The following is a 19,206-nucleotide window of genomic DNA, read 5'->3' on the forward strand; positions in this document are numbered from 1 at the left end:
AGTCGAAATTGGTAAAATCTGAAGGAAATAGGACTGTGTGGGGAGAATACCTTTTTCAAAGAGGTGGCGTTTTTGAATCCGATAAAAAAGATTGTTTTTGCCCTGAGTACTATTCTTTTAATTATTATTACAGGTACCATCGGGTTTATGTACCTTGAAGGGTACAATATACTTGATGCTATTGCTGTCACGATAGCAACCCTGACCACCAGTACGGTGGGTTTCGGTAATTTGGTACCACATACCGTTTCCGGTAAAATCTTGACATTGATGATTATAACACTGGGAGTTAGTTTAGTTGCTTATGTTTTTGGCAGTGTGGTAGGTATTATACTGGAAGGACAATTAAAAAACATAGTGGGGCGAACAAAAATGCTAAAAAAGATTAGTTCTCTGGAAAACCATATAATCGTTTGCGGGGCCGGGCGGGTAGGATAGCACGTTATCAGTCGGTTGGTTAAGGAAGATGTCCCCTTTGTGGTAATTGACAAGAACCCGGAAATTATTGCCAAGTTAACGGCAGAGGGCATTTTGGCTATAGAAGGAGATGCTGCGGAAGACGAGGTATTGGAAAAAGTCGGGATCAAAAAAGCCAGGGGATTAATCACGGCTCTGCCCGGTGATGCAGACAATGTTTTTGTGTCATTGACCAGTAAAGAATTAAATCCGCACATTAAGGTTGTAGCCAGGGCGAATCATGTGGAATCTCAAAACAAGCTAATCAGAGCCGGGGCCGATAAAGTTATATCGCCGTCGGTTATAGGCGGCCGGAGAATGGCAATTTCCATGTTAAAACCGGTGAGCGTGGATTTTGTAGAAACCTTAATTCACCAGGGATTTGAGATAGAGATAGAAGAAATCGTACTTGGCAATAACTCACCTCTTGCGGGCAAATGCCTGAAGGAATCGGGTATTAAACAAAAGACCGGCGCTATGGTGGTTGCCATCAAGCGCGGTGAAGACATTATCAACAATCCATCAGCCGACGATGTTATCATGGGGGGAGACTTATTAATAGTTTTGGGTACCAGAAGTCAGTTGGCGGAATTGGAAGCAATGGCTTCGCCGCGCTGAGAAGATTATCTTATTTAACAACAACATGGACAAAAAACATCGACAAAAAACTTTTTCAAACGAGTGGTTGAAAATGAAACTGGTTTGCTTTGGCGACAGCATTACATACGGATTTCCTTATGGCCCAGACGCTTCCTGGGTTAAATACACGGGTGAACATATCGGTCTGGAAACTGTCAATGCCGGCGAAAATGGCGATACTTCGTTTGATCTGTTGCGCCGGGTGCAAAAAGATGTCATAATGGAAAACCCCAGCTATACCTTTATAATGATAGGAACTAATGACGCCGACCTGGGCTTGGACGTTACCGCATATGCACAAAATGTTGCTAAAATCGTAGAAATGCTTGAGGGAGCAAGCATTACCACGCTGATTGGCCTACCCATTCCTTCTGCTGATTCATATCTGGAAAAAAGACTGGCGCCCTACAGGAGTTTTCTTACTGGTTTCGCCTTGCAGAAAGGGTTGAGTTACCTGGATTTTAGCCCTGTTATGCTTGATAAAAATAATAGGTGCCGGACCGAGTATTACCTGGATGAGGTTCATCCCAGCGCAGACGGTTACCGTGCCATGGGAAAATTGGCCGTTGATTTTCTGAAAAAGGCCTTACGGTCGAGTAATGGAGAAATTACACCCTAAAAGAAGGATTTTTTACGTTTGTTGCTGAAATATATATAAAAAATACGATGCTGGATGGTGTTGTTGGGATGAAAAAATTAAATAACTATACGGAAACTGTGGTGGAACAGGTACTTAAAGAAATCCTGGCCGACAGGGATGATATCTGCAAGTGCGAAACTTGCCAGTTAGATATTATGGCCAAGGCTTTGAACAATCTGCCGCCGCAGTATTATGTTACCGACAGGGGCGAAGTCTTTTCCAAACTGCTGGCCTCTTACCTGGATACAAGAACAAAAGTGGTTACAGAAATTACGAAAGCCATCATGCAGGTTTCCCGACAACCACACCATGCTGCAAACGAAGTTGCTGACAAGTAAGAACAGAAATAGGATAGGCCTACATAAAATAATATAAGAGAGCGATTTTATTTGAGGGAGGGGTCAGGGTGGAAGTAAGGTGTATGATGTGCGGTAAAAAAGAAAGCATCGGCAAAGATCATGTTGAATATAATAAGTTATCCAAAAATCCGAAAGCTGTATATATCTGTACCCTCTGCATGGCTCGTACCTATCATGAAGCCAAAGAAGGCCAAAAACCCAACAAGCCAATGTAAGCCTTTGCGAATTCTTCTGTATGGTAAATTGACGAAATATTCAAAAATAACAGTTCGTCTAAAAGGGGGGAGAAGGTTGTTTACCAGTACACTTAGCGGATTGGTTTTTGGTGTCATTGTTACTTTTTTCTCACTTTTGGCTGTTTTGTTAATAGGGAGAGCGAATACAAAAAAGCTTAATTTTTAATTTTAAATATCCAACGCTTCGCTATAGAGCGAAGCTTTTTTTTGTGCATGTGATTTAAGAAATTAAAAATGGCAAAAACAATAAGTTGCAGCTTTTTACTCTTTTGGAATAATTAATACCTGACCTACATGCAGGGTATTTGGGTTGATTATTTTATTTTCCCGCATGATTTTATAAAAACTAAAGCCGGTACCATAGTACTTTTCGCTGATGGACCACAGGGAATCGCCTTTTTGTACAACATATGTGGCGCCGCCCTCCGGGGTAAAGGGTTTACCTGCAATGGAATCAGGCGGAACGGCAGACTCAGAAGGTATTTCGTGAGTAGACGATGAAGTGGTCCCTGGTTTTTCAGAAGATGCCTCGGAAGCTTTTTTATGGGTTAGTGTGGAGCTGTTGTCTGCTACCGGCAAAGATTTCCGGGACCCTGATTGACCTGCTTTCCTGGTTTCATCTGTGTTACTGGCGGTTATCCGGGGCCTTTCATCCTGAACAACATTATCTTCTCTTACTGGCTTTGTTAAGTCCCGGTACATGACGCTGAGCAAGCAGATGGTAAAAATAGCGGTAAAGGCTAAAATCTTTTTCAGGGCAAGTGGAATCCTACCCGGCCTGTCCTGTGGGATTGGTTTGTTTTCAATTGTATATGCAAGGTCATCGACGGCATTAATATGATTGTCAAAGGTTTCAGCGACGGGGCATTTAAGAAAGCCGGCGTTTTCATACCGGAAAGCATTGATGCTTTGCTGTGGCGTAGAAATTAGGAAGACCTGGTTAGGATCGGTAAAGAAACGCCGATGAATTTCTTTTTCTTTATCAGAAGGTGTTTCCTTTGTTGAGAATAGGTACCAACCTATTATTTTTTTGGCGGGGAAATCGGTGCTTTTTTGTTGGTACATATCTTTCCATAAGTTGGCCGAGAATTTCACTTCCTCAACAAAATCATGGGTTATTTTTGCTGCGATAAAATCTTCAGCACAAACTGTAACATACGCATCCTGCACAGAAATGTTACCGATTAAAATTCCTCCCTGAACAATCGTTTTGTCTTTAGGGGGAGTTTGGAGAAAAGTCTTCACCTTGGGGGACAACTCTATTCGTATATCCATCGGTTCCACCTCATTGTCAATAAAGTGAAAAAGTTTTCCAATCTTAAATAACTTGTTCGAGGAAGTGCTTTTTTTTCCTGCTAAATAGATGCAAAGAGCAATATTTAATTAATAAGCAAACAGTGAATATGATTAATATGCTTTGTTATAAAGAAGGATAAAAAGACAATTTGTAGAAATATAAAACAGATGAAATTGTCAGGGGGGCAGTGATTATGTTAACGGTTACCCGGTTTCTTGTTGAGGAAAACGGACAAAGTTTGACCGAATATGCCCTGGTATTAAGCCTTATAGTTGTTACAGTTGCAGCAGTTTTATTGTCTTTCGGTTTTCGCATTTCCAATCTGTTCAGTAATGCTTCCGCCCAAATTAACCAGTAAAACCTTTATGAGCCGGATTCCTTTGGAACCCGGCTTATTTTTAATGTTAATGAAAGCAGATTTTATTTGGGGGCAGCTTAAATGTCAATTCAGTATGTTATTGACAGGCCATGCAGGTTAAAAGAGGAAATCCCTTTGAAAGAAATCTTTAAATTAAGAAAAATTAAATCAATTTTAGATGTAGTTGACCAGAGTACCTTTATGCCTGTAAGTGAAACAAAACGTTTTATTGTTGACCATTTAGAGGATGGAGTAATCAAAACAGAATCCATTACCGTTGCCGCCATGCGCGAGTACATACTTCCCCTGCTTAAGTACAAAAATTTCTGCAACAAGTGCCCAGTCAATATTTTCCAGCGCGAATGCGGATGCTGTGGGGAAATTCAATTTCCTGTTGAAAAAGAAGTGGAGTATGTTTTATACCATACAGTTCGGTTGGTTATCGAAAACCACTGGGAGGACGCCGCCGGTTATTTTATCAAAGAATTAGCTTGCAAAGTTATTAATACCCAGCAGATAAAACAAATGCGTAAATGTTATACGGAACCGGTAGGCAGCGGGCAGAGATACCCTGTCTATTTCGAGCTATCCGAAGGAATAGAATATTCCTGGGGCGGTAAATGGATTTTTTGCAAAAATAATTTATCGACCGATGATATATTTCAATATGCCTTTTTTTCGGGAACATTGGGAGACCGGTCTCTGGTTATGCTGGCTTCTTTTTTCTCTTTATTTTACGATGTGGCCAAAATGGAACTGGATGATTTACGCCTGAAAGATAAAATAATGGCCAACCGCTTCTATAATGCTGTTTATGAGTTCCAGGATTATGCTGCTGCTTTGACCAAGGCTGCCAAAAACAACTACACCTTTACAGTGGTTTGTGAATACTCGCCAAATGGGGAACAACAATTTTGACCGCTGCGGAACAACGATTGTTTCACCACTACGGTGCTATAACGAAAAAGAACGAGGGATAACCTCGTTCTTTTTTTGTGCAAATCCTGTTTTGCTAAATAAGCTGTGATCAAATTAAAGCTGGTTGGTAGTGGGCGCCGGAGCAGATGGAGGATTGCCATAGTAAACACATCCGGCTCCGCCGCAGCCGTAGCCTCCACAGCCGAAACCTCCACCGAAACCTCTAACACCTCTGCCTCTGCCCATGCCAAGGCCAGGTACATAACCGCTTTCAATACGGGCGTTATGGTTTTGTTCCATCCACTGAATGCGGGCGTCAGCGTCTTCCTTGGTGATTTTGCCCATATCTACGTATTTTTGCAGCAACTCTTTCCTCAATTCCAGCATCTTATCCAGGATCGGTTTAACCTGCTCGACCTGCTCTTTGGTCAGGGCTCCCGGGTAAGTGGAGGTGGTGGGAGCAGGCGTGGTGTCGGCAAATGCCACCGGAACTATCATAGCTACTAAGAGTACGGCTGCAACAGCGATAAGCATTTTTCTGGCTGTCATTTTTGTCACCACCTTTCATGGGCTCAAGTTTTATTTCTGATTTGAGTATAACTCTTTAATTTGACAAATCTAGGACACAAATGTGAACTTATTGTGAACAAATGAAGTTTTTTTATTTTTCCCGGTTGAATCTGATATAATTTAATCAGACAAACTTTTGGAGGTGTAGGTATGAGCAAAATACTCGTTGCTGATGACGACCCGAACGTCATTGAGCTGTTAAAGATATACCTGCAAAAGGAAGGATACGAGGTATTTTTTGCTGAGAATGGCAGGGAGGCCGTGGATAAAGCCAACAGCACAAAACCTGATCTGATTGTATTAGATTTGATGATGCCGGAAATAGATGGGCTGGAAGTATGCCGGCAAATAAGGATGCATTCCAGAGTACCAATTATTATGCTGACGGCCAAGGACGAAGATATGGATAAAATCCTTGGCCTGGAAATGGGAGCCGATGATTATATAACGAAGCCCTTTAACCCAAGGGAAGTGGTAGCAAGAATCAAGGCTGTTTTGCGCAGGGTAAGCGATATTTCCACAGATTCCGGAAAACAGCAGGTACTGAAATATAACGGCCTGGAAATAAACATTATGGATTTTACCGTCAAACTCCAAGGCCGGGAGATTCCTTTTACCCCTAAGGAACTTGAGTTACTATGGTTGCTGGCCAGTAATCCCGGCCGGGTGTATACAAGGGAGCAACTGTTGGAAAAAGTGTGGGGCTATGACTATTTTGGTGACAGCAGGACAGTAGATACTCACATAAAAAGAATCAGAAAAAAAATTGGTTCCGCTGAAGAAAGCACATCTTTTGATATTAAGACCGTTTGGGGCGTGGGGTATAAATTTGAGGTGAGTTAAAGTGAGCAAGACTTTATTTAAAAAACTGATGGTTACTCACCTGGTGGTAATATTAATAAGTATTGCCGTATTGGGCGTTTTTTTGTCGCAGTTGATGAAAAACTATTTCCTGAATACGAAGGAGGACGAACTGACTACCAAGGGACAGGAAATCAGCAGTATTACCGCCCAATACCTGAAAGGAGAACTGAATGAGGATACAACCAGGTATATAATCAACAGCCTGGAACGATTTGTTGACGCCCGTGTATGGGTGGTTGACAAGAACGGACTTATCCGCATGGTTTCCCGGGGAAGCCAGTGTGGTCGGGGCCGGATGATGATGCGGCAGGGTTTTCAACTTCCACCCGAGGAAACAAACCGGGTACTTAACGGTGAAACGGTAAAACAGGTAGGGGAGTCCCCACATTTCACCGAGCCCATGGTATCTGTAGCTGTGCCTATTGTTGACCGTGCGGCCGGCAGGCATGAGGTTATCGGGGCTGTTTTTTTACATGCCCCGGTAACGGGAGTTACAGTCACTTTGCAAAAGGTCTATACTTTTCTTATTATCGCGACACTGGTAGCCGTTATATTGGCCGGGTTACTGGCCGTTTATTTGTCCAAGGCCATTTCCAATCCTTTACATCAAATAACGGCTGCTGCCCTGGCCATGGCCAAGGGCGATTACCAGACGCGCGTCAAAGTGCAGTCCAGTGATGAAGTGGGGGAACTGGCTGCATCTTTCAACTACATGGGTGACAAGCTTTCCGAAACCATAGATGCCCTACACCAGGAAAAAAGCAAAATAGAATCCCTCATCATGTCATTGGGGGAAGGTGTTATTGCCACAGACAGGACGGGAACTGTGGTACGTGTCAACACCATGGCCAGAAAACTGATGCAGTTTGCCGAGGACCCCATTGGCCGGAATATAAAGGAATGTTGTTCCGGTGGGGTCGCCGAAATTATTCAAAAGGTATTGGAAGAGGGAATCGGTAAATCGGCCACCTTAAAAAAAGAGAATATTACTGTCCTGGCCCTGGCTTCTCCTATCAAGGACAGTCGGGAAAATATTTCCGGCACCGTTTGCGTTCTGCAGGATATCAGTGAAGCCGAGAAACTTGAACAGATGCGTAAGGACTTTGTCAGTGATGTTTCCCATGAATTAAGAACTCCGTTAACTGCCATCCGGGGCTACAACGAAGCGTTGTCGGACGGTACTGTTGAAGATCCGGAAATCCGCCAAAAGTATCATAATATAATAAGGGAAGAGACCCAGCGGCTGGAGAGGTTAATTCACGATTTACTGGATTTAAGCCGCCTGCAATCGGGGAAAATATCCCTTGAACTGGAACCTCTTGATGTAGGAGCAGTTATTAGGAGCACTGTTGAAAAACTGGAGCCGCAGATTAATATCAAAGGCATTGCCGTAGAGCTGGATATTCCGCAGAATATCCCCTATATCATGGGTAATGAGGACCGGCTTGTTCAATTATTGATAATCCTTCTGGATAATGCTGTGCGTTATACCGACGCCGGTGGAAAGATTTTCGTTTCCGTAGGCGATGTGGGCCTCAAAGGTGTAGAAATAGCCATCACCGATACAGGCAAGGGGATACCCAAGGAAGATATCCCTTTCATCTGGGAGCGGTTCTATAAAGTGGATAAATCACGTACGCGGACAGGGGCCGGCACGGGCTTGGGCTTAGCCATAGCCAGGCAGATTGTGGAACTGCATCACGGGACTATCGAGGTAGAAAGTGAATTGGGCAGGGGGACCACGTTTAAAATAGTGTTTCCCCTGGCTGAATCATGATTTGTATTAATACAGCGCCAGTCAAATTAAAAAGCAATCAGAATGGCAGGAGGGCGTATTATTCCGGAGCAGGACTAAAATTGTCCTCCGGCCCGCGGTCCAAATAGTGGGAGCGGTTGCCGGAGGAGATTTCGTCCTTGGGCGGAAGTAATATACCCTCTTTTTTTTTAATTTGCTATATTACATAGCTTTCTTCATTGTTTTTGCGTTTTTCATATACTCGGTCATCTTCGGCGCCAGTTTGGGAGCTACCTGCGGCAGCATAGCCGGCATTATTTTCTCCATTACCTTAGGCAGCATAGTCGGGAGCTTTTCTTCCATCTGAACCGGCATATGCGGAATATACTGTTTCATCAATTCAAGCACTTTTGGCATAAGTTTTGGCATCATTTGCGGCAGTAGCATGGGCATCAGGGTAGGAATCATTTTTTCCATCATGGCCAGGGCCGGGCCTTGTACGGGGCCGGGCAGGGATTCCATACCCTTCATCATCGGTTGCATGGAAGAAGGCATTGCCGCCATGATTTCCGGCATCATATCGGCCATCATATCCACTATGCCATCGACGGTCATTATTTCCAGGGCTTTTTCGAAAACGCTCCACATGTACAGGGTGTATTCTGAACTGTCCTGGTATTCGTATCCCAAAGCCTCCAGGATGAAGTCGGTGAAATCAAGAATCGGCATGTCTTTGCCGGCATGTTTTGCGGAAGCACGCAGTTGTACTTCACAGCACGGACAGGTAGCTATCATGGCATCAGCTTTTACATCAACAGCTTCCTGTACCCGCATATCGCCAAGCTTATCTGCTACTGGCGGCGCGGCAATCCTGGTCAACACACTGCCGCAGCACAAAGCATCTTCACGGTGATGCTCCATTTCAACGAATTCAACGCCGGGAATTGATTTCAACACATTCCGTGGAGCGTCATAGATGCCGCTATGGCGTCCGATATGACAGGAATCGTGCCAGGTCAGCCGTTTATTGACCGGCTTTTTAAATTTCAGTTTACCCTCTTTAATCAGTTCTTCCGTTTTTTCAGAGATGTGTTTTAGTTTAAATTCATAAGGGTAACCGAGCTTTTTCGCCCAAATGGGATACTGGTGGGCAAAGGCCATATAACAGCCGGGGCAGGAAATAACAATTTCTTTGACCCCGCGTTTGAGCAACCCTTCAATGTTATTTCTGAAGATAAACTCAAAGGTGTCCAGTTTACCAGCCACCAGCATTGGCGTTCCGCAGCAGCCCTCGTCTTTGCCCAGAGTGGTAAATTCCACGCCGGCTTCTTTAAGGATTCTGGCAGCGCCTACCGCCGTATTTGTGGTAACCAGGGAGGCGGTGCAACCGGCCCAGTAAGCTATTTCAGCCTTATCCTTAATTTCGATATCTTTCGGTATCCACGCATCCCTTTCATTTCTCCGGCCGGCCCAGATGTTCAGGTCACTTTCCACGCTGGCAGCCATCATTTCAAAACCGTTATAGGTGGAGAAGCCCATGTCGTTAACCAGCATAGGCCTGAAGGCATCCCAAAGTTCCATAATGGGCAGGTTAACCTGACAAACAGGGTTGCAGCGTTTACAGGTAGTACACATAAGGAACATATCCACTGTTTTTTGGTCCAACTGCAGGTTTCCTTTCAGATATTCTCTCAGGATATACCACTTGCCCCGTGGTGTTGAGCTTTCCCAGCCAAAGCCCATGTTCAAGGTACAGGTATCCACACAGTACCCACACTGGGCGCAGGCAAAGGAAGCGCGCGCCATAACTTCGGCTAAACGTTTTTTTACTTTGGGTTTATCGCTTAAAAACTTTTCCGCAATGTTCAATAACGGTTCGGTGGCCCTGGCTGCTTTCATGGCAGTCCTCAGAAGAACGGGGTTGCCTGTGGAGGAAAGAACCTTACCGGGGTTAAAGATATTATCAGGGTCAACGGCTTTTTTATATGCTGACATTTTTTCGAATACATCTTTACCCAGGGCTTCTTCCGCTTCATCGGTAAAGTATAAACCGGTGGAGTAAGTGCGACCTCCGTGAGCCTTGGCAATCTCCATCATAACAAGAGATTTCGCAAAACCGATGTTGTAAGCGGCGGTCCTTTCATCACCGGTCAGGAAGGCTAACAGGGTAACGCTGTCTTTTTTTACCAGACTACCTTCGATGGAAATGCCTTCAAGTTTTTTACCCGCTTCCTCCACCACATCGGCGATGGTATCTAAAGGAATGATAGCCTCACTCGGTATCAGGGACGGGCCCAGGTTTTTCACGCGCATGGTATAGAAGCGCTCAGACCATTCATGTTGGGCTACCTTATCCGGCAGTATTTCTCCGCCTGAACTGTTAAGAATGGAAACAAGCTTGTCAGCTACCATGCTTTCTCGGGAACCAGGGTAGACGACCATAAGCAGGTGTTTGCCGTGTGGTGGGTGAGTAATTTCCCTGTTGTTTTCTGCATGAACGCCTTCAATGTTATATTGGGAGGCAGTTTCCACCGCATCGACTTTATTCTTAATGAAATCGGCTGTGGTAAAGCTGATATGCCACACAGGGAGGGAAGCCGCCGTAATTTCTTTAATGGTTGCCACTAACCGGCGGAAATCATCGAAGGCGGCGAGAATAAGTTTTTCTTCCGACAAGTCACGGACAGGGAGAGTAACTTCGACGATAAATCCGGTGATGCCCTCGGCCTGGTTAATTAGCGCAATTTCCTCGCCTTTAAATGTTTTTACCTCGCCGGAAGGGATGACCACTTTGGCTTCGACAATGTTATCACCGATAAATCCGTACTCGAAGCTGCCTATACCGGAGCCGCCCTGCGCGAGCCAGCCACCAACAGTGGCGCCGGGGGCGCTGGAAGGATAGAGCCTGAGGGAAAGGCCTTCTTTTTGCAGCTCTTGCTCAAGTTTTTCCCAGATTACGCCAGGTTGCACAGTAACGGTTTTCTTTTCCTTATTTATACCAAGAACCTTATTCATCCTGGTGAAGGCCACAACAATACCGCCCTTAATCGGGATAACTCCGCCGTAGCCGCTGGTAGCAGCGCCGCGGGGAACTAAAGGAATCTTCTTTTCCCGGGCGTAGCGAACCAACTCCACAATTTCTTCAGTTGAAACAGGTTGTACAACGGCATCGGCAGTTTTCAGGACCATCTTTTCGACTGCTGCGGGTAGGTTAGCCACGTCGTGGGAATAGAGCGTCCTTTCTACAAGATCGAAAGATACTCTTCCGGGAAAAATTTTTTCCAGCCTGCTTTTCATGAGAAAGACCTCCTTAAGTATGATCAAATATAACAATAAAAATTTATATACCATTACCCCCTTGGGGTATTTCTATTATAATGCAAATACAAAAAATATGCAACACTTTTAGAAAGGAAGATTTTATTCCCTTGACTTGATAAATAAAGTAAAAAAGAAATAAATACCAAAAATATTACTGTTAAGAAAAATTTGGTCTTGTTTTTAAGGAGAAGAGGAATAAGATGAAAAATGTCGAAAATAAGTCACTAATCAGTATAACAGTAGATTTGCTTTGGAGGGGTTTGATTGAAACAGACCAAGTTATTCAGCGCTATTGTTTTTCTTCTGGAGCTAGGTACTATGCTCTATTTTATTCCACTGTTGATTTACCTGGCTGAGTTCAGTTTCGGTATTCCGGCGATAGGTTTTCTGGTTGGTGTTTTAGCCATCGTTCACTATTATATTTACAGGTGGTATCATAACAGGGGTTCTTTGGTTTATTTCGGCTTATCCATCACCGGCGGCGCCCTTGCCGCAGCTCTGACCATGTTTTTTGACTTGTTTAAGAAGGTGTTTTTCCCGGCAATTTACCTCTCCGAGTACAGCCATATATTTTTGCCAAAGATCACTGTGACCGATGTTTCAGCAGTGTATTACTACTTCGTCTTTTTGACTGGCATTGTTTATGTGGCGGTTTTACGGATTATCCTTACGAAAATATGCGGGCTTTTGGGCGTGGAAAATTGCCCGATTAAAAAAATATGTGGTTCTGACCGCCAGGGCATTTAATACGCAAAGTTTAAGGAGAAATTTACGGAATTCGCAAATAAAGCGACAAATATCTGTCCCGGTTTGAATAACTTTCACCTTTCTACAAAAAATATTGGTTGGAAGGTGAATTGGATGGAGGATCGATTAATAGCAGGGGGAGTTGCCGGACTCGCCGGGTCTCTGGTAATGGTCGGGCTGGATTACCTGGTGAATTTGATCCCAGGTGTATCGACAAATCTGTTACTTGCTGCTTCTGCCATAGTTTCAACAGATGTTGAACTGGGCACTGTAACGGGAAATGTAACAGGGTTTATCATACATTTGATTTGTGGCTCCATCCTGGGAGTGATATTTATTTTTTTGTTGGAAATCACGAAATACCGTTTTGTCTTGCTGAAGGGATTTTTATTTGGTATTGGTGCATGGTTTATAGTATGTGGTATGATTGCCAGGTTGTTAAACCTACCCATCAAGGACAAGTTTATTGATAATCTTTTTATGCTGCTTATCCATATATCTTTTGGCCTGACCACTGCCTTTGTTATAAAAAATTACGTTAAATACAGTGTGCGGGAAACTGAATAAGTTTTCAAAAAATTTTTTAAATATCTTGCAGGACTTGATTATTTGTTGTAGAATTAAATACGTAAAGGGTAAAGTTCTTAGCACATGTTGCATTGATATGATTGCCAGGAAGGCAATTTTGCATGGGTGAAGAACAGACATTGTTGATACTGAACAGGAGGCCATGAAGGTCATTACCGGATGAACCGGTTAGATACTTTCGTGGCTTTTTTATTTATTAATCAACGGAGGTGTAGTTATTATGCATATTCCAGACGGGTTTCTGGATACCAAAACATGGCTAAGCGCTTATGCTATAAGCGGTGGCAGTCTTCTCTACTCGGCAAAAAAAGTCAAGGAAACTTTAAATGAACGGATGGTACCGAAAATGGGTGTTATGGCAGCGTTTATCTTTGCTGCCCAGATGGTCAATTTTCCTGTTGCGGGTGGAACATCAGGCCATTTAATCGGGGCGGCGCTGGCGGCTATTACTCTGGGACCTTGGGCAGCTACCCTGATAATGAGCGCAGTTCTGATTGTGCAATGTTTCTTTTTCCTGGACGGCGGAGTGACGGCACTGGGTGCCAATATTCTGCTGATGGGTATTGTAGCGCCCTGGGTGGCATATGGCCTTTACAGAATTATTGCCGGCGGCGCGCCGACAAAAACAAGGTTTTTAATTGCTTCTTTTGTGGCTTCGTGGGCTTCGACATTTGTTGCTTCTCTGGTGTGTACTGTCCTGCTGGCTCTTTCAGGAACCATACCCATGCAGGTCGGCTTGCCGGCGATGGCCGGGTGGCATGCGCTGATAGGTATAGGAGAAGGTATAATAACTACCGTTGTTTTGGGATACCTGACTCAGGTTAAAGCTGAGATAGTAAGCCAGACTGAAAGTGTGTGAGGTGAAAAGTTATGTCTAAGAAAATAATTATTGCCTTGTTGTTTGCTCTGGCGGTTGCTGCTTTTCTTTCACCTTTTGCTTCTTCCCATCCCGACGGTCTGGAAAGAGTGGCGCAAGACAAAGGTTTTTTGCATAAAGCTGAGGGGAAAGAAGTTATTCAGTCGCCGATGCCCGATTACACAGTGCCCTGGATAAGAAATGAAAAGATTTCCGGCAGCGCTGCCGGCGTTATCGGTACAATTTTGACTTTTGGCTTAATGTATGGGGTAGCTAAACTGGCAACCACAAGGAAGTTAAAAAATTCGAAAATAGAATAAAACAAGGGTAGGGAGGCCCTGGATGAAAATTGCTGTTATTGACGGACAAGGCGGGGGAATAGGCAGGGTATTAGTGGAAAAAATTCGCAAGGCCTTTGGCGATAAGGTTGAAATATGGGCTTTCGGTACCAATTCGGCTGCGACGGCGCTGATGTTGAAGGCAGGCGCCGACGAAGGCGCTACAGGTGAAAATGCCATCGTTAACAGCATGGGCAAAGTAGATATTATAGTCGGTACTGTGGCCATACTGGCGGCCAATTCAATGTTGGGTGAACTTACCCCGGCAATGGCAGCCGCTGTGGCCGACAGCAGTGCGGCTAAAGTATTGCTTCCTATTAACAGAGGGCGCATTACAATTGTCGGCGCAAAAACCGAACCCCTGCCCCATATGGCAGATTGTTTGGTCAAACAACTGCAGTCAATCATTGAAAAGGAGGTATGACCAATGTGTGAAGCCAATGCATATATAAGAACCAGGGATAATGAAGAATTGCTCTTATCTTCTGTAGACAAAGTGATACCCAATGGGGATGAGCTGCTGCTGGAAAATATTTTCGGTCAACGGAAGATAATTAAGGGAAAGATTGTGGAAATGGCTCTGGTTGATCACAAAATAATTATTGAGAAAACCGAACAGTAAGATGGCAAGATAATTGCTGTGAAAAAATTTGTGAAAAAATTATAGAAATGTGGAAGGATGGCCATGAAGGTTGTCTTGCGGAAAAGAAGCCGCACAGGCACTTTATGGTCATTTTGTTTTTGTCATAGATTTTCCGGTTTCCTTGGCAGGACCGGAATTAACCTCCTTAATAATATATTGTTTTTTTATACCTCCTTTCGATTGGCAGGGAGGATGCTGGCACTTCTCCCTGCCGGGGATCTTTTTTACCCAAGTTTTCCTAAAAACTATTTAAGCTGGAAATTATGTATAAAACCTCCAACGACTTTATTTGCTTGACAAGGAGGCATTTATGTCCTTCCTGTCGCTCCCCTTCTTTTTGAGATAAGTTTATTGAAAATTGAAAAAACTCAGCGGAGGTGATAGTACGTTATAAGGTATTTAGTCAATCCGGAATTAATAAAAGGTTAAGGAAAGGAGAAACCGGTAATGAAGATTATGAAAAGATCGTTGTCTTTGATTTTAGTGTTTGTTGTTTTGGTGGTAATTGCAGCCGGTTGCGGCAGCCAGGGAGGAAAAGAGGCATCTAAAACATCTGTTTCCGGTAAAACCTTAATATATGGCGCCGAATCGGAATTTGAAAAAATTAATCCCGTTTTGGATGACAGCCCGGTCGATACCATGATTTTCAGTGGTTTGACCAAGTTTGACGAAAACAACAGGCCTGTGCCGGATTTGGCTACCAGTTGGGATATTTCTTCCGATAATTTGACTTACACCTTTCACTTGAGGAAGGATGTCAAATGGCATGACGGCCAGCCTTTTACCGCAAACGATGTCAAGTTTACCATTGACAGTATCCTGAACCCAAAGAACAATTCTCTTATTAAAGAGCAGTTTGAAGAAATCAAGAGTGTGGACGTGATAGACAATTATACTGTGAAAATTTCGCTGAAAAAACCGTTTCCGCCTATCCTGGACAACCTTACGCGGGGGATAGTGCCAATCCACATTCTGTCCGGAAAGGATTTAAACAGTGTTGATTTTAATTCCGGTCCCATAGGAACCGGCCCCTTTAAGTTTGCGGAGTGGAAAAAAGGGGAGAGTTTTACACTACAGGCCAATACCGGTTATTATGGGGGAAAACCCAAGCTTGACAAAATTGTCATTAAATTTATTCCCGATATGAATGTGCGGGCGATACAGCTAGAGACCGGCGAAATTGATGTGGCTTTGCTAGAACCCCAGCAGTTAGCCCGGGTTGAAAAAAGCGAAAAAAACAAAGTTTATCTGATCCCCACGGCTGACTACAGGGCAATGATGTACAACTTCCGCAAACCCCTCTGGCAAGATGTAAAAGTTCGCCAAGCCATCAATTACGCTGTGAACAGGGACAATATCCTGCAAGGAGTATTGCTGGGTCACGGTAAGGTGGCATATGGACCTCTGCAGTTAAATTGGGCCAATAACGAGAATGTGGAAAAATACGGGTATAACCCGGAGAAAGCCAAAGCATTACTGGCTGAAGCCGGCTGGAAACCGGGACCGGACGGGATTTTGACAAAAAACGGGCAGAAATTTTCTTTCCGTTTGACTACTTTTAATAATGACCCCATCAGGGTTGCTATTGTCAATGCTTTAAGCACTGAATTGAAAAAGATTGGGGTCGAGGCCATTCCTGATCCCAGGGCCAGGGGGACCTTTAAGTGGCCGGAAGTGGATGCATTCCTGCTAGGTTGGGGAAGTCCCTTTGACCCTGATGACCATACATATAAGCTGTTCCACAGCAGCCAGATTGAAAACGGCTGGAACCTGGGCGCTTACAGGGATGCGGAAATTGACAGGTTGCTGGAAGAAGCCAGGACTACCCTGGACGAAAACAAGCGAAAAGAATTGTACGGCAAGTTCCAAAAGCGTTTGGCTGAAAACCCGCCCTATAACTTTTTGGTCTATCTGGATGCCGTGTGGGTAGTGAATAAAAATGTTACGGGCATAAAACCTAAAACCCTGGGCCATCATGGGGCCGGGTTCCTTTGGAACATCCAGGAGTGGGACAAAAATAACGGGCAACTATAAGCGCAAGCTTAATTATTAAGCGCTGGGAGGAGATAAAGGTGAAAATAAGAAGAGTGTTGGCCGCACTTATGGTATTAATGCTCGTGATGTTGACTGTTGCGGCTGCCGGATGCGCGGGTAAAAGTGAAAAAGCCGTTACCGGTAAACAGTCGGAAAACAAAGAAAAAGTGTTAGTTTACGGCGCGGAGTTTGAATATGACAAGGTCAATCCGGTACTGGCGACCACTAATGTTGATAACCTGATTTTTACCGGTCTGACCAAATTTAACGAAAAAAATGAAGTGATACCGGATTTAGCTGAGTCATGGAGTATTTCTTCCGATGGTCTTACATATACATTCAAATTGCGTAAAGATGTGAAGTGGCATGACGGACAACCTTTCAATGCCGGTGATGTCAAGTTTACCCTGGACACGATCCTGGACCCCAGAACAAATACTCCTGTGAAGTCTGAATTTGAACAGGTTAAAGAAGTCAAGGTCATAGATGATTATACTGTGGAACTGAAATTGGCCAAACCCTTCCCGCCGCTGCTGGACAAACTTAGTATAGGGATAGTACCAAAGCACCTGCTGGAAGGGAAGGATATTAACTCTGCCGATTTTAACAATAATCCTGTTGGCACAGGTCCCTTTAAATTTAAGGAATGGCAGAGGGGTAAAGCCTTTACGGTGGTAGCCAATGACAGTTTCTACAACGGCAGGCCCAAGTTGGATAAAGTAATCTTCAAGTTTTTGCCTGATCCCAACGTGCGGGCGCTGCAATTGGAAACCGGCGAAATCGACCTGGCCTACCTGGAACCGGACCAGCTTGAAAGAATGCAAAAGGTAGATAGAATTAAAGTTTATCAGGTACCAACCGCCGATTACCGGGTAATGATGTACAACATGAAAAGTCCGTTGTGGCAGGATGTCAGGGTGCGTAAGGCCGTAAATTATGCTATTGACCGCCAGGCCGTGCTTGATGGTATCCTGAAGGGCAAGGGACAGGTCGCGTATGGCCCTCTGCAATTAAGCTGGGCAAATAATCCTAATGTGACAAAGTATGATTACGACCTGAATAAGGCTAAAGTCCTGCTGGCCGAAGCGGGTTGGAAACCGGGGCCGGACGGCATCCTGGTGAAGAACGGTAAAAAGTTTGAGTTTAAAATTACCTGTCCGGTAACAGATCCGGTGAGGGTGAGCATTGCCAATGCCCTGGTTACCGAACTAAAGAAAATCGGTATCGCCGCCACTCCGGAACCGCTGGACTGGAGTGTTATTAAAATCCCAGAGTGTGAAGCATTTATCCTGGGCTGGGGCAGTCCGTTCGACCCCGATGACCATACCTATAAACTATTCCACTCCAGCCAGATTGCCAATGGCGGTAATAACCACATGTCTTACCGCAATCCCAAGGTTGATAAACTTCTTGAAGAAGCGAGGACGACAGTAGATAAAAATAAGCGTAAAGAACTGTACGGGCAGTTCCAGCAGGAACTGGCCAACGACCCACCTTACAACTTTATTGTATATCTGGATGCTCTGTATGGGGTTAATAAAAACATTACCGGAATCAAGACCCGTACCCTGGGCCATCATGGTGCCGGGTTCCTCTGGAACATCGAGGAGTGGGACAAACAATAATGGGACGGTATATCGTTTCCAGATTAACCGAGAGTATTATCGTGCTGTTTATCATCAGTATAGTGGCCTTTGGCCTGGTTCACCTGGCTCCCGGTGACCCGGCCATGGCCCTGTACGGGGACCAGGTGCAAAAGATGCGGCCGGCGGACTGGGAGCGGATCAGGGAAAACCTGGGTTTAAACCGGCCGTTGCCTGTCCAGTATTATAAATGGATTTTCAATGTGCTTAAAGGTGACATGGGCCGTTCTTTTATGACCGGCCGGGATGTTAAGACCATGCTATTGGAGCGGTTTCCGGGGACATTGCTGTTAAGCGCCACGGCGACGGTGATTATTATCGGCCTGACCCTGGTTGTCGGGATATATGCCGGTATGCGCCAGTATTCATTTTTTGATTATGCGAGTACAACAGTATCTTTTATCTTGATGTCGGTTCCGGGTTTCTGGTTTGCCATGATGCTGATACTGGTGTTCAGTGTCGGATTAAAATGGCTTCCTTCGTCAGGGATGACCTCTATCGGAACCAAATTCAGTATTCCCGATGTTTTGAAGCATTTAATCCTTCCGGCGGTGGTATTATCCTTTACCCATCTGGGCTACTATATCAGACTTTTAAGGGGCAGTGTGGCCGTTGCCAAAGAACAGGATTTTGTTACGGTGCTTAAGGCAAGAGGAATCAAAAACAGCGTAATTGTTGCCAGGCATATACTTCGCAATGCCATGATTCCCTTCGTTACCTACCTTGGTGTATCCATTTCCATCATGCTGGCCGGCTCTGTTGTAACAGAAGCAATTTTTGCCTGGCCGGGCCTGGGGATGTTGTCTGTGGAAGCCGCCAATAACAGGGATTACCCGGTTTTAATGGGTACAATCCTGTTCAGCGGCGCCCTGGTTGTAGGAGGCAGCCTTGTGGTCGACCTGTTCTGTGCCTGGCTGGACCCCCGGATTGCCCTGAAAACCAGGCCGGAAAGCAGGTGATGCGG

General features: G+C 44.6%; 21 protein-coding genes. 18 read left to right on the top strand and 3 right to left on the bottom strand.

Going from position 1 to position 19,206, the window contains the following annotated elements:
* Positions 1 to 72: 72 nt before the first annotated feature.
* The 5 genes from Tfer_RS00835 to Tfer_RS15770 all read left to right on the top strand — a co-directional run bounded on the left by Tfer_RS00835 (position 73) and on the right by Tfer_RS15770 (position 2,309).
* Entirely contained in the window at positions 73 to 438 is a 366-nt protein-coding gene (locus tag Tfer_RS00835; RefSeq protein ID WP_052216462.1) for an ion channel, read from the top strand.
* A gap of 15 nt (positions 439 to 453) precedes the next feature.
* Positions 454 to 1,074 carry a potassium channel family protein gene (locus Tfer_RS00840; protein WP_282432029.1) on the top strand — a complete coding sequence of 207 codons (621 nt, stop codon included), beginning with the start codon at positions 454 to 456 and terminating at the stop codon, positions 1,072 to 1,074.
* A 73-nt stretch (positions 1,075 to 1,147) separates the two neighbouring features.
* Positions 1,148 to 1,714 carry a GDSL-type esterase/lipase family protein gene (locus tag Tfer_RS00845; RefSeq protein WP_052216464.1) on the top strand — a complete coding sequence of 189 codons (567 nt, stop codon included), beginning with the start codon at positions 1,148 to 1,150 and terminating at the stop codon, positions 1,712 to 1,714.
* Between the two features lie 68 nt (positions 1,715 to 1,782).
* Entirely contained in the window at positions 1,783 to 2,073 is a 291-nt protein-coding gene (locus Tfer_RS00850) for a late competence development ComFB family protein (protein WP_052216465.1), read from the top strand.
* Positions 2,074 to 2,141: 68 nt separating this feature from the next.
* The gene (locus Tfer_RS15770; RefSeq protein ID WP_013120098.1) at positions 2,142 to 2,309 is read left to right on the top strand and encodes a DUF2197 domain-containing protein; all 168 of its coding nucleotides are present in this window, start codon (positions 2,142 to 2,144) and stop codon (positions 2,307 to 2,309) included.
* A 282-nt stretch (positions 2,310 to 2,591) separates the two neighbouring features.
* On the opposite strand, the gene Tfer_RS00855 is transcribed toward Tfer_RS15770, so the two are convergent.
* Positions 2,592 to 3,605, bottom strand: a complete 1,014-nt coding sequence (locus tag Tfer_RS00855) for a LysM peptidoglycan-binding domain-containing protein (RefSeq protein ID WP_052216466.1) — start codon at positions 3,603 to 3,605, stop codon at positions 2,592 to 2,594.
* 215 nt (positions 3,606 to 3,820) lie between these two features.
* Here Tfer_RS00855 and Tfer_RS16255 point away from each other — a divergent pair, with 215 nt between their 5' ends.
* Both Tfer_RS16255 and Tfer_RS00860 read left to right on the top strand, forming a co-directional pair.
* A complete protein-coding gene (locus tag Tfer_RS16255) occupies positions 3,821 to 3,985 on the top strand; it encodes a Flp family type IVb pilin (RefSeq protein ID WP_152908933.1) in 165 nt (54 codons plus the stop codon).
* An 81-nt stretch (positions 3,986 to 4,066) separates the two neighbouring features.
* On the top strand, positions 4,067 to 4,903 hold the full coding sequence (locus Tfer_RS00860; protein ID WP_052216467.1) for a hypothetical protein: 837 nt from the start codon (positions 4,067 to 4,069) through the stop codon (positions 4,901 to 4,903).
* Positions 4,904 to 5,017: 114 nt separating this feature from the next.
* Here Tfer_RS00860 and Tfer_RS00865 read toward each other — a convergent pair whose 3' ends face one another.
* The gene (locus tag Tfer_RS00865; protein WP_052216468.1) at positions 5,018 to 5,452 is read right to left on the bottom strand and encodes a YckD family protein; all 435 of its coding nucleotides are present in this window, start codon (positions 5,450 to 5,452) and stop codon (positions 5,018 to 5,020) included.
* Between the two features lie 171 nt (positions 5,453 to 5,623).
* On the opposite strand from Tfer_RS00865, the gene Tfer_RS00870 reads away from it, so the two are divergent.
* Both Tfer_RS00870 and Tfer_RS00875 read left to right on the top strand, forming a co-directional pair.
* On the top strand, positions 5,624 to 6,316 hold the full coding sequence (locus Tfer_RS00870; RefSeq protein WP_013120103.1) for a response regulator transcription factor: 693 nt from the start codon (positions 5,624 to 5,626) through the stop codon (positions 6,314 to 6,316).
* Between the two features lies 1 nt (position 6,317).
* Positions 6,318 to 8,114, top strand: a complete 1,797-nt coding sequence (locus Tfer_RS00875) for an ATP-binding protein (protein ID WP_052216469.1) — start codon at positions 6,318 to 6,320, stop codon at positions 8,112 to 8,114.
* Between the two features lie 180 nt (positions 8,115 to 8,294).
* Here the strand turns inward: Tfer_RS00875 and Tfer_RS00880 are convergent, their stop codons facing one another.
* On the bottom strand, positions 8,295 to 11,369 hold the full coding sequence (locus Tfer_RS00880) for an FAD-binding and (Fe-S)-binding domain-containing protein (RefSeq protein WP_052216470.1): 3,075 nt from the start codon (positions 11,367 to 11,369) through the stop codon (positions 8,295 to 8,297).
* A 288-nt stretch (positions 11,370 to 11,657) separates the two neighbouring features.
* Between Tfer_RS00880 and Tfer_RS00885 the strand changes: the two genes are divergently transcribed.
* From Tfer_RS00885 to Tfer_RS00930, 9 genes are all read left to right on the top strand, one after another.
* On the top strand, positions 11,658 to 12,140 hold the full coding sequence (locus tag Tfer_RS00885; RefSeq protein ID WP_052216471.1) for a hypothetical protein: 483 nt from the start codon (positions 11,658 to 11,660) through the stop codon (positions 12,138 to 12,140).
* Positions 12,141 to 12,254: 114 nt separating this feature from the next.
* A complete protein-coding gene (locus Tfer_RS00890; RefSeq protein ID WP_052216472.1) occupies positions 12,255 to 12,707 on the top strand; it encodes a hypothetical protein in 453 nt (150 codons plus the stop codon).
* A gap of 241 nt (positions 12,708 to 12,948) precedes the next feature.
* Positions 12,949 to 13,587: an energy-coupling factor ABC transporter permease gene (locus tag Tfer_RS00895; protein WP_052216473.1), complete on the top strand. Its 639-nt coding sequence runs from the start codon at positions 12,949 to 12,951 to the stop codon at positions 13,585 to 13,587.
* A gap of 11 nt (positions 13,588 to 13,598) precedes the next feature.
* Positions 13,599 to 13,904, top strand: a complete 306-nt coding sequence (locus Tfer_RS00900) for a PDGLE domain-containing protein (RefSeq protein ID WP_052216474.1) — start codon at positions 13,599 to 13,601, stop codon at positions 13,902 to 13,904.
* Positions 13,905 to 13,926: 22 nt separating this feature from the next.
* Complete coding sequence (locus tag Tfer_RS00905; protein WP_013120110.1) at positions 13,927 to 14,346, top strand: DUF3842 family protein; 420 nt, start codon at positions 13,927 to 13,929, stop codon at positions 14,344 to 14,346.
* 3 nt (positions 14,347 to 14,349) lie between these two features.
* On the top strand, positions 14,350 to 14,544 hold the full coding sequence (locus tag Tfer_RS00910; protein WP_013120111.1) for a CooT family nickel-binding protein: 195 nt from the start codon (positions 14,350 to 14,352) through the stop codon (positions 14,542 to 14,544).
* A 468-nt stretch (positions 14,545 to 15,012) separates the two neighbouring features.
* Entirely contained in the window at positions 15,013 to 16,599 is a 1,587-nt protein-coding gene (locus tag Tfer_RS00920; RefSeq protein ID WP_013120112.1) for an ABC transporter substrate-binding protein, read from the top strand.
* 38 nt (positions 16,600 to 16,637) lie between these two features.
* Positions 16,638 to 18,224, top strand: coding sequence for an ABC transporter substrate-binding protein (locus Tfer_RS00925; RefSeq protein ID WP_152908934.1), 1,587 nt, complete (start codon positions 16,638 to 16,640; stop codon positions 18,222 to 18,224).
* Positions 18,224 to 19,201 (top strand): ABC transporter permease, encoded by a 978-nt coding sequence (locus Tfer_RS00930; RefSeq protein ID WP_052216477.1) that lies wholly within the window; start codon positions 18,224 to 18,226, stop codon positions 19,199 to 19,201. Before Tfer_RS00925 ends, Tfer_RS00930 begins: the two co-directional genes overlap by 1 nt.
* Positions 19,202 to 19,206: the final 5 nt, after the last annotated feature.

Origin of the sequence: Thermincola ferriacetica, assembly GCF_001263415.1 — a bacterium.
GTDB lineage: Bacteria > Bacillota > Thermincolia > Thermincolales > Thermincolaceae > Thermincola > Thermincola ferriacetica.